This is a genomic window from Agrobacterium sp. MA01, assembly GCF_009650195.1.
Taxonomy (GTDB): Bacteria; Pseudomonadota; Alphaproteobacteria; order Rhizobiales; family Rhizobiaceae; genus Allorhizobium.
Map to the genome: position 1 here is coordinate 4,389,321 of NZ_CP045854.1, position 16,632 is coordinate 4,405,952.

Here is a 16,632-nt window from a genome sequence, read left to right on the forward strand (position 1 = left end):
TAGCCAGTCGCAGCGCCTTTGACCATAGCGGGGCAGGTCCGCTCAGCGCCAGTGGCGCCCCTCGGTCGCAAGCCCGAAATCCGAAGGTGCCGTCGCAAAGGCGGCAAGGCCATGCAGGGCCGCCTGCGGATGGGTCACGACAAAGGTCGGAATGCTGTGCAGCAGAGCCTGATGCGGCGCCTTGTCCTCGAAGGCGGCGCGGAATTCGCCGCTCTGCAGCGCCGGCAGGATTTTCGGCGATATGCCGCCGGCGAGGAACACGCCGCCCTTGGCCATGAAGATCAGGGCTAGATCGCCGGCAACCCGACCGAGATAGGTTGCAAACAGGCTGAGCGCCTCGCCCGCCAGCGCATCTGCCCCGGCAATACCGGCAGACGAAACCTGTGCCGGATCCTCGTAACGCGGCGTCAGGTTCCCCTCCGCCTTGCAAAGCGCACGGTAGACATTCATCAGGCCGCGCCCGGAGAGCAGTTCTTCCGCCGAAATCCGGCCGAGCGTGGCGTTGGGGTCGCGGACCGGGGTCAGATGCGGCCAGATCTGGTGATCGCGGCTGGTGCGCGGGCCGACGTCGACATGTCCACCTTCGCCTGGAACCGGAAACCACATGTCGCGCGCCCGGACCAGACCGGCAACGCCGAGCCCCGTGCCGGGGCCGAGCACGACGCGTGAGCCGAGCGGGGCCTCGCTGAGCGAACCGAGATGCTGCCGATCGTCGACGCCGAGCGTCGCCGCAGCCAGCGCCTGGGCCTCGAAATCATTGAGCAGCAGCACTTCGGCAAAACCGAGATCAGCCATCAGCACCTTAGGGCGCACCACCCACGGGCAGTTGGTGAGCGGCACTTCGTCGCCCTTGATCGGGCCAGCCAGCGCCAGGATCAGCGAGCGCGGCTTGTGGCTGGTCGTCTCCAGAACACTCGCGCGGATGGCGTCGTCGATCGTGGCGAAATCCTTGTTCACCACATTGGGGAAGCTCATCTTCTCGCCGCTTTCGTCAAGCAGGATCCAGAAGCGCGCATTGGTGCCGCCGATGTCACCGATCAGAATCGGAAAGGGGAGGGTGTCGTCGCGATGTGTCTGGGCCATGGTCTGTCCGGTCTTGGGCCCCGCTGCTCAGGCAGTCAGGGTCTGCATCAGGATGTCGGCGGTTGCGAGGTTCAGCGCCATCGGAATGTCATAGACGGTCGCCAGCCGCATTAGCGCCTTGACATCCACATCATGGGGCATGGGAGTCAAGGGGTCGACGAAGAAGACGAGCATGTCCACTTCACCTGTGGAGATCAATGCGCCGATCTGCTGGTCGCCGCCGAGCGGACCGCTTTTCAGCCGCGTCACATCGAGCTCGGGGACAGCATCCTTGATCCGTCCACCCGTCGTGCCGGTCGCCACGATCCGCCAGCCCATGAGCTTTGCCTGGTGACGCCGGGCGAAATCCGCCATGTCGTCCTTCTTCTGGTCATGCGCGATCAGGGCGATGCAACGGGTGCGGCTCAAGAGGGGACCCCAGCTGATTTAAATCGATTTGATAGACCCATCTAGCGCAGCCAGGATCACTTGAAAAGCACCCTGCGGAACCTGCCTTCACCAACCGGCCGGCCGAGCGGGGGGAACCGGAACGATGGTGGGCAATTCGAAAGGCTCAGCCATCGTCGCGACCGGCGGTGCCGCGAACGCCGACGCAGCGCTGCCGGGCATCGACCCACCCGCTGCCTGATAGGTCACCTCGTACTCGCTCGACGGTCCACGCGCGTCGAGAACCAGGGCGCAGGCCTTGGGGAGATCGGCGACCTGCATGGCTCGGGGCTTCGGCGCTGGCTTTGCGTTGGGGTCTTTCTTCGGTGCTGCCCAAGGCTCCTTGGTGAACCACCAGGCCAGCGACTTGTCGCAGCCGTCGCCGGGCGGCACGGCCGCCTGCGGCTTGCAGCCGGTAGCACCGTCAGGGCAGCGCATGCGGATATGGAAATGCGCGTCATGGCCATAGATCGGCCGGATCTTGCCGAGGACCGCGCGGTCACCGGTCCAGGTGTCGCAGAGCTTCTTCTTGATCGCCGGATTGACGAAGATGCGCTCCACCTGCGGATAGCTCGCGGCCTGCACGACGAGGCGTGCGTGGGTATTGGTCCAGAGACGCTTGTCGACGGTCAGGAACTTGTCCTTCTCCAGCATGGAGGTGAACGGCAGGTCCTCGCGCTGCTGCGGGGAAAGCGCATTGGCTGGCTTCGGCGTGAACCAGATATCGGCATCAAGCCCTATCTGATGCGAGGCATGGCCTGAAAGCATCGGCCCGCCGCGCGGTTGCGAGATGTCGCCGATCAGGATGCCCGAGCCCCAGCCGAGCTGCACTGCATCTTTTGAGAAACGCTCGAGGAGCGTGATCATCTCGGGATGACCCCAGCGACGATTGCGCGACAGGCGCATCGCCTGCCAGGTTGGTCCATCGGTTGGAATGGCGACGGCGCCGGCAATGCAGCCCTTGGCATAGGAACCATAAGGGGAGGGGGCAGCCTTGGCCGGCAGCGCCATGCCGCCGAAGAGCTCCTTGGCCGGACGTCCTTCGGCGGATGCCGTATCGCTGACGACGGTCGCGAATGCGCAGGCAAACGTCAGTGCCATGGCGAGCGGGCGTGCGCCCCTGGTTTTGTTCATCGTGTGCATGTCCCCGGTCGGTCCGGATTCGCTCCCCGCCGGATGGCCGGGTGAATCACAGGTCACTCTAGCCTGAAACGGAATTGGGGTGAATCTGCGGAAGGCCCGGCGCTCACATCTCTGTCAGTCCCCTGTTTTTTGCCTGGTTTTGCCCTATCCTGCTTCGCAACAAAAGCAGATACGGGGAAATAGGCGGATGGATCGCAACAAGTCGAGCTTCGCAATCTGGGGCTTTATGGCAGTCTTGGCGTTTGCGCCGTCTCATGCGATGGCGCAGGAAAACGCAGAGCCGTTCCGCCATGGCGTCTCGCTTCTGGGCGAGCTCAAATATGCGCCCGGCTTTGCCAATTTCGATTACGTCAATCCGCAAGCGCCGAAGGGCGGCACCTTGCGCATGTCGTCGACCGGAACCTTCGACAGCTTCAACCCGGTGCTCGACAGGGGCGAAGCCGCACCCGGCCTGATCAACGTCTTCGATACGCTTCTGAAAGACACGAGTGACGAGATTTCCACCGGCTACGGGTTGCTCGCAGAAGGCGTCTCATTCCCCAAAGACATATCGAGCGCAACCTTCCGTCTCCGCGCCGAGGCCCGCTTCGCTGACGGTGAGCCCGTCAAGCCGGAAGACGTCATTTTCAGCTTTGAGAAGCTCAAGGAATTGAACCCGCTCTACATGAGCTATTACAGCCATGTGGTTGCAGCTGAGAAGACGGGCGATCGTGACGTCACATTCCGCTTCGACCAGACGAACAACCGGGAACTGCCGATGATTCTTGGCCAGTTCCCGGTTGTCCCGAAGCACTGGTGGGAGGCAAGCGGGGCTGATGGACAGTCTCGGGATATTGGACGGACCACGCTGGAGCCGGTGATGGGGTCGGGGCCCTACAAGATCGCCGAGTTCACGGCTGGCTCGACCATCCGCTACGAACTGCGGGACGACTACTGGGGCAAGGATCTCAACGTCAATCTGGGCTACAACAACTTCAAGAACATCAGCTACACGATGTTCGGCGATCGAGACGTCGAGTTCGAGGCCTTCCGTTCCGGCAACACAGACTTCTGGCAGGAGACGCGGGCCGCGCGCTGGGCGACTGGCTTCGATTTTCCGGCCGCACAGGATGGCCGCGTCAAGAAGGAGGAATATGAAAATCCCTTCCGTGCGACGGGCGTGATGCAGGCGCTGGTGCCGAACATGCGGCGCGAGATGTTCAAGGACCAGCGGGTCCGCAAGGCGCTCAACTACGCGCTCGACTTCGAGGAATTGAACCGCACCGTCTTTTACAATGCCTATTTCCGCGTCAGCAGCTTTTTCAACGGAACCGAACTTGCTTCCAGCGGGCTGCCTCAAGGCCAGGAACTCGAACTGCTGACCGCTCTTAAGGACAAGGTTCCCGCTTCGGTCTTCGATACGCCCTACACGAACCCTGTCGGCGGTTCACCGCAGGCGTCTCGCGACAATTTGCGCAAGGCCGTCGAGCTCTTCAAACAGGCAGGCTATGAACTTCGTGGCAATGCCATGGTCAACGCGCAGACCGGCCAGCCCTTCCGCTTCGAGCTCCTGTTGTCCAGCCCCCAGCTTGAGGTGGTCGCGGTCCCCTACCAACAGCAATTGCGCAAGATTGGGGTGGAAATGTCGGTCCGCACGGTCGATCCCTCGCAATATACCAATCGAACTCGAAGCTTCGATTACGACATGACCTGGACCGTATGGGCTCAGACGCTCAACCCCGGCAACGAGCAGCGCGACTACTGGGGGTCGACATCCGTCAATCGTGAAGGCTCGCAGAATTATGCCGGCATTGCCGATCCGGCTGTGGACGCCCTGATCGAGAAGATCATCTTCCCGGCCGACCGCGCGGAGCAGGTCGCCGCAACCAAGGCCATGGACCGTGTGCTGCTAGCCCATGACTACGTCATTCCGCTCTATTACGGCGGTACGGCACGCTACGCCTTCTGGGACAAGTTCGAGCACCCCGCCGAGCTCCCGACCTACAGCACCGGCTTCCCCTCGATCTGGTGGGCCAAGGCTCCGTGATTCCGGCTCGGGGCTTGCGCCTCTTGTGTGAGACTCTAGGAATGGAGGGAACGAATCGCTGGAAAACGGAGCGGCTGATATTGGCTGACCAAACGAGCCTGGACATCGTGGGCAGATGTGATCCTGAACGGGGGCGCCGCGCATGACCGCTTATATTCTCCGGCGTCTGCTGCTGATGATACCCACAATGATCGGTATCATGGGCATCTCCTTCATCGTTATCCAGTTCGCCCCGGGCGGCCCCGTCGAGCAGGTCATTGCACAGCTCAGCGGCCAGGCTGATGGCGCGGATGCGCGCCTGTCAGGCGGTGGGGACATGCTGGGCCAGTCCGCCGGTGCAGAGGAGGGGGGCTCCCGCTATCGCGGCGCCCAGGGCCTCGATCCGGAACTGATCGCCAAGCTCGAAAAGCAATTCGGTTTCGACAAGCCGCCGCTCGAGCGTTTTCTCGAGATGATGTGGAACTACATCCGCTTCGATTTCGGCGAGAGCTTTTTCCGCAACACTTCCGTCATCGACCTGATCATCGAGAAGCTGCCGGTGTCCATTTCGCTTGGCCTCTGGGTGCTCCTGATCTCCTACGCGATTTCGATCCCGCTCGGCATCCGCAAGGCGGTCGCCGACGGCTCCCGCTTCGATGTCTGGACATCAGGCATCATCGTCGTCGGCTACGCCGTTCCCGGCTTCCTCTTCGGCATCCTTCTGATCGTGCTTTTCGCCGGCGGATCCTTCTTCGACTGGTTCCCGCTCCGCGGCCTCACCTCCGACAATTTCGACCAACTCTCCTGGTGGCAGAAGATCCTCGACTACTTCTGGCATCTCGCTCTGCCGCTCACAGCACTCCTGCTCTCGGCCTTTGCTACGACCACGCTGCTGACGAAGAACTCCTTCATCGACGAGATCAAGAAGCAATATGTCGTCACGGCCCGGGCAAAGGGCCTTGGCGAGCGCCAGGTGCTCTATGGCCATGTCTTTCGCAACGCCATGCTCATCGTCATCGCCGGCCTGCCGGGTGCCTTCATCTCCGCCTTCTTCACCGGCTCGCTTTTGATCGAAAACATCTTCTCGCTCGATGGCCTCGGCCGCCTCGGTTATCTCGCCATCGTCAACCGCGACTATCCGATCGTCTTTGCGACACTCTACATCTTCTCGTTGATGGGCCTCGTGATCGGCCTGATTTCCGACCTGATCTACACCTGGATCGATCCGCGCATCGATTTCGACCGGAGGGACGTCTGATGTCCGCCGTCGAAACCACCATCATTGCCCCGCCGAAGAAGGGCTGGCTGAACCCAACGAACCGCCGAAGGCTCGAGAACTTCAAGGCGAACCGCCGTGGCTTCTGGTCCTTCTGGATCTTCATGGTTCTGTTCGTGCTCAGCCTGTTTGCCGAGTTCATCGCCAACGACAAACCTGTTATCGCCTCCTACAAGGGCGAAATCCTCTTCCCCGTCATCGTCGACTACCCGGAAGAGAAGTTCGGCGGCTTCCTTGCCGTCACCGATTATCGCTCGCCCTTCATATCCGACGAGATCAACGCGAATGGCTGGATGGTCTGGCCACCGATCCGCTATTCCTACCGCACGGTCAATTCCGAGGTCCCGCATTCGGCACCAACAGCGCCCTTCTGGCTGATGGACAAGGAGACCCGCTGCGCCGCCTATCCGCTGAAGGCCGAGGATCCGAACTGCGTGCTCGGCAACATGAACTGGCTCGGCACGGATGATCAGGCCCGCGACGTCATGGCGCGCATGATCTACGGCTTCCGCATCTCGATCCTCTTTGGCCTGGTACTTACGCTTGCCTCCGCTGCGATCGGCGTCACGGCTGGTGCCGTGCAGGGCTATTTCGGCGGCTGGACCGATCTCCTGATGCAGCGCTTCATCGAGATCTGGTCGTCCATGCCGGTTCTCTACATCCTGCTGATCATCGCGGCCATCCTGCCGCCCGGCTTCTTCGTGCTGCTCGGCATCATGCTGCTTTTCTCCTGGGTCGGCTTCGTCGGCATCGTGCGCGCCGAATTCCTGCGCGCGCGAAATTTCGAATATGTGAATGCGGCCCGGGCGCTCGGCGTTGGCAATTGGACGATCATGTTCCGCCATCTCCTGCCGAACGCCATGGTCGCAACGCTCACCTTCCTGCCTTTCATCCTTTCGGGTTCGATCACCACGCTCACCTCGCTCGACTTCCTCGGCTTCGGCATGCCGCCCGGCTCGCCATCGCTCGGTGAACTGATCGCGCAAGGCAAACGCAACCTCCAGGCCCCCTGGCTCGGCCTCACCGCCTTCTTCACCATGTCGATCATGCTCTCGCTCCTGATTTTCGTCGGCGAAGCCGTCCGCGATGCGTTTGATCCCAGGAAAACCTTCCGATGAGCGCGGGTTCGTCAAAAGACAGCATCTGTGGCATGATGGGCGCAGGCCTGATCAGGAGCATGATGCGATGAACAAGATCGTCAGAGAGCATTATCCGGTTGAGAATCTGCCTGCCGACCTGAGGGAGGGGTTGGAAGCGGGCGGCACAGTGCGCGTCGTGCTGGAGATGGAAGGCAACGCCCCGAGCCCGGCCAAAACGAGCTTTGAAGAGTTCATGAAAAAAGTAGAGGCCTACCGTCGCCAGGACGACCGCCGCGTTACGGCCGCTGAAGCTGTGGCGCGTATTCGGGAACTTCGCGACGAATGGGACGACTGATGCCGCAACGGCACCAAATCCACCTCGACACGAATGCTGCGATCTTGCTCGTTGAGGGTGATGGCCCTCTACGTGACTTGATGCGAAACTTGACCAGCAAGGCATCATCTCGACCGAGCGCGATCTTGTCTACGAGCGCGTTGACCATCTCGGAACTGCTGGTGAAGCCATTGGGCGATGGCGATATGAGGCTCGTTGAAGTCTACAGGGCTTGGGGCTCGGGTCTGCCGTGGCTGCAGATCGTTCCCGTAGCGAGCAGCATTCTGGATACCGCCGCACAATTGCGGGCGCGCCGGAACAGCCTGAAACTGCCAGATGCCATCCATGTCGCATCAGCTCTCGCTGTCGCCACCACGCATTTCTTGACCGATGACCAAGGCATCTCCAGCTCTGTGACAAATTCGTCCTCAAAAGAGCCTGACTTGTTTGAAGTTTGCCGCTTGGACGCCCGCTCTCTAACCTCCCTGATCGAAAGCCTCACCGCATGACCGAACCCTTGCTCTCCGTGCGCGATCTTTCCGTCGCCTTCCACCAGGGTGGCCGCGAGAGCCTGGCGGTCGACCGTGTCTCGTTCGACATCCAGCGCGGCGAGATCGTTGCTTTGGTTGGCGAATCCGGCTCCGGCAAATCGGTCTCCGCCGCCTCGGTCCTGAAGCTCCTGCCCTATCCGGCAGCGAGCCACCCATCCGGTCAGATCCTGTTCGACGGACGCGATCTGATGACCGCCAGCGAGCCCGAGCTCCGCGCGGTGCGCGGCAACGACATCACCATGATCTTCCAGGAGCCTATGACCTCGCTCAATCCGCTTCACTCGATCGAGCGGCAGATCGGCGAAATCCTGGCGCTCCATCAGGGTCTCGAAGGCGCACCCGCCCGCGCCCGCGTGCTCGAACTTCTGCACCAGGTTGGCATCCGCGAGCCGGAAAAGCGGCTGACAGCCTTCCCGCATGAACTCTCTGGCGGCCAGCGCCAGCGCGTGATGATCGCCATGGCGCTCGCCAACAGGCCGAAGCTTCTGATCGCCGACGAACCGACCACCGCTCTCGACGTCACCGTGCAGGCCCAGATCCTGGAACTCCTGGGGCGCCTCAAGTCCGAGCACGGCATGTCCATGCTCTTCATCACCCATGATCTCGGCATCGTCCGCAAGTTCGCCGATCGCGTCTGCGTCATGACCAAGGGCAAGATCGTCGAGGCCGGCGCCGTCGAGGATATCTTCGAACGGCCACAGCATGCTTACACGAAGAAGCTGCTCGCCTCGGAGCCGCGCGGCGAACCGCCTGTCCTGGACGAGACAAAGCCTGTTGTCATGCAGGGCAAAGACATCCGTGTCTGGTTCCCGATCAAGGCCGGCTTCCTGCGCCGCACAGTCGATCACGTGAAGGCCGTCGATGGCGTGGATCTCACGCTCCGCGCCGGCCAGACGCTCGGCGTCGTCGGCGAATCCGGCTCCGGCAAGACGACGCTCGGTCTTGCCCTTTCACGCCTCATCTCCTCGAAGGGGCGCATCAGCTTCATCGGCAAGGACATCGATGCCTTCTCCTACAGCGAGATGCGGCCGCTGCGCGATCGCCTGCAGATCGTCTTTCAGGACCCCTTCGGTTCGCTCAGCCCGCGCATGTCCGTGGGCGAGATCATCGCGGAAGGTCTGAAGGTTCACGAAAAGCAGCTGACGGCAGACGAGCGCGACAGCCGCGTTGCATGGGCGCTGGAGGAAGTCGGCCTCGACCCCGCCACCCGCTGGCGCTACCCACATGAATTCTCCGGCGGCCAACGCCAACGCATCGCGATCGCCCGCGCCATGGTGCTGAAACCCCGTTTCGTCATGCTCGATGAACCCACCTCCGCCCTCGACATGACCGTCCAGGCCCAGGTGGTCGATCTCCTTCGCGATCTTCAGGCCAAACACGACCTCGCCTATCTCTTCATCAGTCATGACCTGAAGGTCGTGAAGGCGCTGGCCAATGAGCTGATCGTCATGCGCGGCGGCAAGGTGGTGGAGACAGGTCCGGCCGCAGAGGTCTTCGCCGCCCCCAAGGCCGACTATACCCGCGCCCTGATGGCCGCCGCCTTCAATCTCGAAGCCGTCGAAGCCGGCGGCATCCGCCAATAATGTGAGTCTGCAATGTCCGAAAAACGCCCCGTCGTCGTCGATCTCCGCTTTGCGCGCGAAAGCGTCGTCAATGCTCTTCGCTCGGCCTTCCCCGATCGTCCGGTTATCGACATGGGTGACCCGGCGCATGCGGACCGAGACCTATCGGATGCCGAATTCGCCGTGGTCTGGAAACCGGATCCGGCCCTTTTCCGTCGTGCAACCGGGCTCACGGCCATCTTCTCCGGCGGTGCCGGTGTCGATCACATCCTCTCGGCCTATGAACTGCCGGATCTCCCGATCGTCCGTTTTGTCGATCGCAGCCTGACGGACCGCATGAGCGAATGGGTCGTCTGGCAATGCCTCCATCATCTGCGCAACGGCATTGCCTATGCTGGCCAGCAGCAGCATCGCGTCTGGCATGAGATTGCCGATCAACCGGAAGCCCGGGATGTCACGGTCGGCGTCATGGGCCTCGGGGTCTTGGGCGCAGATGCCGTTCACAAGCTCAAGATCATCGGCTTCGATGTCATAGGCTGGTCTCGTCGCGAAAAAGAGATCGATGGCGTCGAAACCTTCGATGCAAACGGGCTCGACGCCTTCCTCGGCCGCACCGATATCCTGGTCGGCCTGCTGCCGCTGACGGACGATACACGCGGCATCTACGACCGCGCTCTGTTTTCCAAGCTGCGTCGCTCCGGCCCCCTGGGCGGTCCAATCTTTCTCAATGCCGGTCGCGGCGGGAGCCAGAAGGAAGCAGAGCTGGTCGAATGCCTCAAGGACGGCACGCTGAAGGCGGCGTCCCTCGATGTGTTCGAAAAGGAGCCGCTCGATTCCGACAGCCCGCTTTGGTCGATGCCGAACGTGATCGTGACGCCCCACGCCGCAGCCGCCTCCGATGTTCGTGCGCTCTTCCGCCATGTCGAAGCGCAGATCGGCCTGTTCGAGGCTGGCAAGCCCCTTGAATTCGTTGTCGACCGGACAGCTGGTTACTAGCCGCCCGAGAATTGCGGGAACAAACCCGCTGGAGCTCCCGTTTCCCCTGAGAATTCGCGCTTTGCGCGCCTCAGGACACAGGGAGCAACGACATGAGCAGCCGAACCGATCTTCCAGACACGACCGACCGCCGAACGCGGGGCCTGAAGCCGGAACCGATGACGCCGACGGATGCGCGTCAGGGCTCTAAAGGCAAACCGGTCCTCATCGTGCTGCTCGGCGGGCTGATCCTCGCCATGCTCGTCTGGATCCCGGCCGAATGGTGGGGCAATTCGATTGCACCGAGTGAGCCGGCAAATCAGCCGGTCGAGCAGACGGCCCCGTCGCCGAGCGAGAACAACGGCCAGGGTCAGATCGTGCCGGAGTCCAGCCCGACACCCAGCCAGTAATTCGGTTAAATCTTGCGGAGAGCGGCGTAATGGCGCTCTCTGGACATTCCTCCGGTGATTGCCGATAACTGCAGCGGAAACGGCCGAAGCGTTTCGGCCGTCCCCCGCAGTCCCCCTGCGGATGGCAAGGCAATCGATCATGACCAAGACAGATATCGCGACCAGGGTTTACAATCATGCCTGGAAGCTCGATCCCATCATCCGCAGCCTGATCGATACGGACTTCTACAAACTGCTGATGCTCCAGATGATCTGGAAGCTCTATCCGCAGGTGAACGCGACCTTCACGCTCATCAATCGCACGACCTCGGTCAGGCTCGCCGACGAGATCGACGAGCAGGAGTTGCGCGACCAGCTCGATCATGTTCGTTCGCTGCGGTTGACAAAAAAGGAAATGATCTGGCTGGCCGGTAACACGTTTTACGGTCGCGCTCAGATCTTCGAGCCTGAATTCCTCGCCTGGCTCGGCAATCTCCAGCTCCCTGAATACGAACTTTCCAAGCGCGATGGCCAATACGAATTGACCTTCCACGGCTCCTGGATGGAAACCACGCTGTGGGAAATTCCGGCGCTTGCCATCATAAACGAGCTGCGCTCGCGGGCCGCCATGCGCTCGCTCGGCTATTTCACTCTGGACGTGCTCTATGCGCGTGCCAAGGCGAAGATGTGGTCGAAGGTCGAGCGCCTAGGCGAATTGCCGGGTCTGCGCATTTCCGACTTCGGCACCCGCCGCCGGCACAGCTTCCTCTGGCAGCGCTGGTGCGTGGAAGCCTTGAAGGAAGGTATCGGCCCGGCCTTCACCGGCACGAGCAATGTGCTGCTTGCCATGGATTCCGATCTCGAAGCCGTCGGTACCAATGCCCATGAATTGCCCATGGTCGTTGCAGCACTGGCAAAGACCGATGAGCAACTGGCCGCAGCCCCTTATCAGGTGTTGAAAGACTGGAATCGCCTCTACGGCGGCAATCTGCTGATTGTTTTGCCTGATGCTTACGGCACCACGTCCTTTCTCCAGCATGCACCGGAATGGGTCGCCGACTGGACCGGTTTCCGACCGGATAGCGCGCCCCCGATCGAAGGCGGCGAGAAGATCATCGAATGGTGGAAGAAGATGGGCCGCGATCCGCGCAAGAAGCTCCTGATCTTCTCGGACGGTCTGGACGTCGACGCGATCATCGACACCTACCGCCATTTCGCCGGCCGCGTTCGCATGTCCTTCGGCTGGGGTACCAATCTCACCAATGATTTCGCCGGCTGCGCGCCCGTGGAGATCGCTGGCCTAAAGCCGATTTCCATTGTCTGCAAGGTCTCGGAAGCCAACGGTCGCCCGGCGGTCAAGCTTTCCGACAACCCGCGCAAGGCGACCGGGGATCCGCAGGAAGTCGAGCGTTACCTCCGCTTCTTCGGCTCTCAGGACCGCGTCGAGCAGGCCGTACTCGTCTGACGGTCGGTTGCACTGATGCTTTAGCAGTCTTGCATCCGCCGCCTTCGCCATGCAGTCTGGGACTGCGGGAGGGAGCCCGCGATCTGCAAGGGAGGACGACCGGATGGACATGCAAGGCAGCGAGCGCATCGAGGCGCCGGTGGAAACCGTCTGGCGTGCGCTGAACGATCCCGAAATCCTCAAGCAGTCCATTCCGGGCTGCGAAAGCCTGGAAAAGACCTCTGACAGTCAGATGGCCGCCAAGGTCGTTCTGAAGATCGGGCCGATCAAGGCAAAGTTCGAAGGGGCCGTCGAGCTGCACAATCTCAATCCGCCGCATTCCTATACGATATCAGGCGAAGGCAAGGGTGGCCTTGCCGGCTTTGCCAAGGGTGGTGCAGATGTGACCCTGACACCGGAAGAGGACGGAGCGACCTTGCTCACCTTTACGGTAAAGGCCGAGGTCGGCGGCAAGATCGCCCAGTTGGGAAGCCGTCTGATCGAATCGACCTCGAAGAAGCTCGCAGGCGAGTTTTTCTCGAACTTCAATTCCGCAGTGACCGGTGGGGTCGAGACTGACGCTTGACGGATGACGCAGGATCGGGTGAAAGCCCGGCACAAGGAAGCGGCGGCATCGTGGAACCAGCCGAGATGATTCGGCCTTAAGGGGACATGATGATGAACGAAGGACCTGACCAGTATTTCGAGCAGCAGGACATGGCGGTCAAGCTGATGCTTCTCGAGAACAAATCCGACGAACTGACGGACATCTTGGTTGAAGCGCTGCAGGATGCACTGAAGCTGCTCGAAGAAGAACTCGCGACCGTCCACTGATAGCGGCCAGTCGGCCCATCAGAACCTGTCGGAGACCTGGATCCCTGCGGGGCCCAGAATGACGGCGATCAGCACCGGCAGAAAGAACAGGATCATCGGAACGGTGAGCTTCGGCGGAAGGGCTGCTGCCTTTTTCTCCGCTTCGTTCATGCGTTCGTCGCGTCCCTCTTGCGCAAGCACGCGCAGAGCTTGCGCGACAGGTGTACCGTATCGGTCGGCCTGAATGAGCGCCTGAACCACGTTCTTGACGCCGTCGAGCTGCGTGCGTGTGCCAAGATTTTCGAGCGCCTGGCGGCGGTCGGGAAGAAATGAAAGTTCGGCCGTGGTCAGCACCATTTCCTCGGCGAGTTCGGGCGACTGCTCACCGATCTCGTCCGATACGCGCCGCATTGCAGCCTCCAGCGAGATACCCGATTCCACGCAGATCAGCATGAGATCCAGCGCATCCGGCCAGGCGCGCTTGATTGACTGCTGGCGTTTTGTGATGCGGTTCGAAACGTAGATGTTCGGCAGGTAGAAGCCGAGATAGCCGCCAAGAATGGTGACGAAGAGTCGAATCGGCAGCGCCTTTTCCGCCAGATTGCCGAGCACGAAGATCCAGAAAGCCGTAAGAGCGAGTGTTCCGAACGGCAATAGGAAACGCGCCACGAGGAACATGTTCAACGCGTTCTGTGATCTCAGGCCTGCAGCCTTCAGCTTGTCGACCGTGTTGTCGTCCACCAGCGCCTTGCGCAGGTTGAACCGTTCAACGATATGCCGCACCGACTTGTTGTTCGTCGCTCTGAGTGATGCCCGGCTCTGGGCAACTTCGGCGTTAAGTTTTGCCCGCTCCCGTGCGCGGATCAGGTCGCGCTCGGTCGAGACAGCACGCATGCGCTTGTTCAGGTCGCCACGTTCCAGATAGGGCATGGCGAAGGTGTAGAACGTGCCGAACACCGCGAGCCCCACGAGAACGGCGATCAGCAGCGTCGGATCTGTCAGTTGTGCGGCCCAGTCTTCCGTCATCGCCCGCTCCTCAGATCTCGAAGTTGATCATGTTGCGCATGACCAGAAGGCCGATGCTCATCCAGACAGCCGAGACGCCGAGGATCAGGTGTCCGCGGGAATCCGTGAACAGGATCATGATGTAGTCCGGCGACGTCAGGTAGACGAGCAGGGCCACGATAAAGGGCAGTGCGCCAATGATTGCGGCCGATGCCTTCGCTTCCATCGACAGAGCGTTGACCTTGGCCTTCATCTTCTTGCGGTCACGCAGGACGCGCGAGAGGTTGGAGAGCGCTTCGGAGAGGTTGCCGCCCGCCTGGCCCTGGATCGCGACGACGATGGCAAAGAAGCTGACTTCGCTCAGCGGCATGGTCTGATGCATGCGGGCCACGGAATCGGGCACGCTCAGGCCGAGTTGCTGGGACTCGACGATGCGCCGAAACTCCGTTTTGACCGGGTCCTGACCATCCGACGCAATCATCCGGATTGCGTCATTGAGCGGAAGGCCCGAGCGGATGGAACGTGTCATGACGTCGAGCGAATTGGGGAATTCTTCGAGAAACTTCTTCTGGCGACGGCCAACGAGAAACCCGACGAACCAGCGGGGTAGGCCGAAAGCGGCGACGAATGTGGCACCTGCGATCACCAGCGGTCCCATGCCCGCAAGGAACGTCACCGCCAGTACGACCAGTCCTATCAGGACGCTCACCATATAGAACTGGGACAGGGAAATCGCCAGACCCGATTGCACCAGCTTCGCCTTCAGGCTGGCGGCATTGGCCTTCTTGGTCTTGTCCTGCTGTTGTTTCTTCTCGAGTTCCTTGAGCGAGTCCTGCACCGATTTGCGTCGCTTGGAAATCTCCTGCACGCGGTCGCGGGCAGCCTTCATCTGGTTGGTGTCGGTTTCGGCAGACCGCACGCGGTTGATGCGGGTTGCCGTCTTTTTCTCGGTCTCGATCTTCGAATAGAGCACACCATAGGCGATCGCGCCTGTCGAGACGGCCGCGAGGAGGACAATGGCCAGAATGGTAGGATCGATGCCGAACATGCTGGTCAGATCCCCTTGGACTTCTGTTCCATGGCGTCGAGTGCTGCCGCCAGTCGACGATCTTCGTTGTAATAACGCGCACGATCCCAGAAATGCGGCTTGCCGATACCGGTCGACATGTGCCGGCCGATGATCTTGCCGTTGGCGTCCTCGCCGTCCATCTCGTAGCGCATCAGGTCCTGGGTGATGATCACGTCGCCTTCCATCCCGATTACCTCGGTGATGTGGGTGATGCGGCGCGAACCATCACGCAGACGTGCTGCCTGGATGATGACGTCGATAGAGCCGGAGATGATTTCGCGCACGGTTTTGGCTGGCAGCGAGAAGCCGCCCATGGCAATCATCGATTCCATACGGCTGAGGCATTCGCGCGGCGTGTTGGCGTGGATGGTGCCCATTGATCCGTCGTGACCTGTGTTCATCGCCTGAAGAAGGTCGAAAACCTCAGGTCCGCGCACTTCACCGACGATGATGCGTTCTGGGCGCATACGCAGGCAGTTCTTGACGAGGTCACGCATGGTGATTTCGCCTTCGCCTTCAATGTTCGGCGGGCGCGTTTCCAGACGTACGACATGCGGCTGCTGCAGCTGCAGTTCGGCCGTGTCTTCGCAGGTGATGATACGCTCGTCGGTGTCGATGAAGCCCGTCAGGCAGTTCAGAAGCGTCGTCTTGCCCGAGCCGGTACCGCCCGATATGACCACGTTGCAGCGGACGCGGCCGATGATCTGCAACACTTCTGCGCCTTCCGGCGTGATCGCGCCGAACTTGACCAGCTGGGCGAGGTTCAGCTTGTCCTTCTTGAACTTACGAATGGTAAGCGCCGGACCGTCGATGGCCAGCGGCGGGGCGATGACGTTGACACGGCTGCCGTCGGGCAGACGGGCGTCGCAGATCGGGCTCGATTCGTCGACGCGACGACCGACCTGGCTGACGATACGCTGGCAGATCGAGAGGAGCTGAGAATTGTCGCGGAAGCGGATTTCCGATTCGATCGTCTTGCCGCCGACTTCGATGAAGGTCTGCCCGGCACCGTTGACCATGATGTCGGCGATGTCGTCGCGGGCCAGCAGCGGCTCGAGCGGGCCATAACCCAGAACGTCGTTACAGATGTCTTCGAGCAGCTCTTCCTGCTCGGAGATCGACATCGCGAAATTCTTGATCGTGATGATGTCGTTGACGATATCGCGGATTTCTTCACGCGCGCTTTCGCCGTCGAGCTTGGCGAGCTGCGACAGATCGATCGTGTCGATGAGCGCGGAGAACACCTGGCTCTTGGTGTCGTAATAGTCTTCTGTCCGCGGCGGTTTCTTGCGGCCGGGCGTCTGCATCGACGGCGGCGTCACCTGCTGACGCGTGCTGACCTCCGGGCTGCCGGGTTCGATGAGCGTGCTGGAGCGTGCCGCGGGCGCAGCAGCAGCCGGCTGTGTCAGGATCGTGCCGACGCCCGCCCCGCCCTTGCCGAAACCGTCGTTTCCGCGTTTGCCAAACATGAGCTCTAC

General features: G+C 61.3%; 17 protein-coding genes. 11 read left to right on the forward strand and 6 right to left on the reverse strand.

What is annotated here, in order from left to right:
- Positions 1–42: 42 nt before the first annotated feature.
- The 3 genes from GH983_RS20915 to mepA form a co-directional block, all read right to left on the reverse strand.
- On the reverse strand, positions 43–1,083 hold the full coding sequence (locus tag GH983_RS20915) for a glucokinase (protein ID WP_153763394.1): 1,041 nt from the start codon (positions 1,081–1,083) through the stop codon (positions 43–45).
- 27 nt (positions 1,084–1,110) lie between these two features.
- Positions 1,111–1,437, reverse strand: a complete 327-nt coding sequence (locus GH983_RS20920) for a methylglyoxal synthase (RefSeq protein WP_371418502.1) — start codon at positions 1,435–1,437, stop codon at positions 1,111–1,113.
- A 141-nt stretch (positions 1,438–1,578) separates the two neighbouring features.
- Positions 1,579–2,652: a penicillin-insensitive murein endopeptidase gene (mepA, locus tag GH983_RS20925; RefSeq protein ID WP_153763395.1), complete on the reverse strand. Its 1,074-nt coding sequence runs from the start codon at positions 2,650–2,652 to the stop codon at positions 1,579–1,581.
- 187 nt (positions 2,653–2,839) lie between these two features.
- Here mepA and GH983_RS20930 point away from each other — a divergent pair, with 187 nt between their 5' ends.
- The 11 genes from GH983_RS20930 (at position 2,840) to GH983_RS24170 (ending at position 13,101) form a co-directional block, all read left to right on the forward strand.
- A complete protein-coding gene (locus GH983_RS20930; protein ID WP_153763396.1) occupies positions 2,840–4,678 on the forward strand; it encodes an extracellular solute-binding protein in 1,839 nt (612 codons plus the stop codon).
- Positions 4,679–4,820: 142 nt separating this feature from the next.
- Positions 4,821–5,915 carry a microcin C ABC transporter permease YejB gene (locus GH983_RS20935; protein ID WP_054149417.1) on the forward strand — a complete coding sequence of 365 codons (1,095 nt, stop codon included), beginning with the start codon at positions 4,821–4,823 and terminating at the stop codon, positions 5,913–5,915.
- Positions 5,915–7,051, forward strand: a complete 1,137-nt coding sequence (locus tag GH983_RS20940; RefSeq protein WP_054149418.1) for an ABC transporter permease — start codon at positions 5,915–5,917, stop codon at positions 7,049–7,051. Before GH983_RS20935 ends, GH983_RS20940 begins: the two co-directional genes overlap by 1 nt.
- A 67-nt stretch (positions 7,052–7,118) precedes the next feature.
- Complete coding sequence (locus GH983_RS20945) at positions 7,119–7,367, forward strand: hypothetical protein (RefSeq protein WP_069042597.1); 249 nt, start codon at positions 7,119–7,121, stop codon at positions 7,365–7,367.
- An 80-nt stretch (positions 7,368–7,447) separates the two neighbouring features.
- Positions 7,448–7,855 (forward strand): PIN domain-containing protein, encoded by a 408-nt coding sequence (locus GH983_RS20950; protein ID WP_246727593.1) that lies wholly within the window; start codon positions 7,448–7,450, stop codon positions 7,853–7,855.
- Entirely contained in the window at positions 7,852–9,480 is a 1,629-nt protein-coding gene (locus GH983_RS20955) for an ABC transporter ATP-binding protein (RefSeq protein WP_153763398.1), read from the forward strand. Before GH983_RS20950 ends, GH983_RS20955 begins: the two co-directional genes overlap by 4 nt.
- 12 nt (positions 9,481–9,492) lie before the next feature.
- On the forward strand, positions 9,493–10,455 hold the full coding sequence (locus GH983_RS20960) for a glyoxylate/hydroxypyruvate reductase A (RefSeq protein ID WP_153763399.1): 963 nt from the start codon (positions 9,493–9,495) through the stop codon (positions 10,453–10,455).
- Between the two features lie 92 nt (positions 10,456–10,547).
- Complete coding sequence (locus GH983_RS20965) at positions 10,548–10,844, forward strand: hypothetical protein (RefSeq protein WP_054149423.1); 297 nt, start codon at positions 10,548–10,550, stop codon at positions 10,842–10,844.
- A gap of 139 nt (positions 10,845–10,983) precedes the next feature.
- The gene (pncB, locus tag GH983_RS20970; RefSeq protein ID WP_054149518.1) at positions 10,984–12,288 is read left to right on the forward strand and encodes a nicotinate phosphoribosyltransferase; all 1,305 of its coding nucleotides are present in this window, start codon (positions 10,984–10,986) and stop codon (positions 12,286–12,288) included.
- Positions 12,289–12,391: 103 nt separating this feature from the next.
- A complete protein-coding gene (locus tag GH983_RS20975; RefSeq protein ID WP_153763400.1) occupies positions 12,392–12,853 on the forward strand; it encodes a CoxG family protein in 462 nt (153 codons plus the stop codon).
- Positions 12,854–12,945: 92 nt separating this feature from the next.
- Positions 12,946–13,101: a hypothetical protein gene (locus GH983_RS24170; RefSeq protein ID WP_167494934.1), complete on the forward strand. Its 156-nt coding sequence runs from the start codon at positions 12,946–12,948 to the stop codon at positions 13,099–13,101.
- Positions 13,102–13,119: 18 nt separating this feature from the next.
- Here GH983_RS24170 and GH983_RS20980 read toward each other — a convergent pair whose 3' ends face one another.
- The 3 genes from GH983_RS20980 to GH983_RS20990 are packed head-to-tail and all read right to left on the reverse strand — an operon-like array spanning position 13,120 to position 16,623.
- Positions 13,120–14,106 (reverse strand): type II secretion system F family protein, encoded by a 987-nt coding sequence (locus GH983_RS20980; protein ID WP_054149425.1) that lies wholly within the window; start codon positions 14,104–14,106, stop codon positions 13,120–13,122.
- A 10-nt stretch (positions 14,107–14,116) separates the two neighbouring features.
- Positions 14,117–15,133, reverse strand: coding sequence for a type II secretion system F family protein (locus tag GH983_RS20985; RefSeq protein ID WP_054149426.1), 1,017 nt, complete (start codon positions 15,131–15,133; stop codon positions 14,117–14,119).
- Between the two features lie 5 nt (positions 15,134–15,138).
- A complete protein-coding gene (locus tag GH983_RS20990; protein WP_153763401.1) occupies positions 15,139–16,623 on the reverse strand; it encodes a CpaF family protein in 1,485 nt (494 codons plus the stop codon).
- Positions 16,624–16,632: the final 9 nt, after the last annotated feature.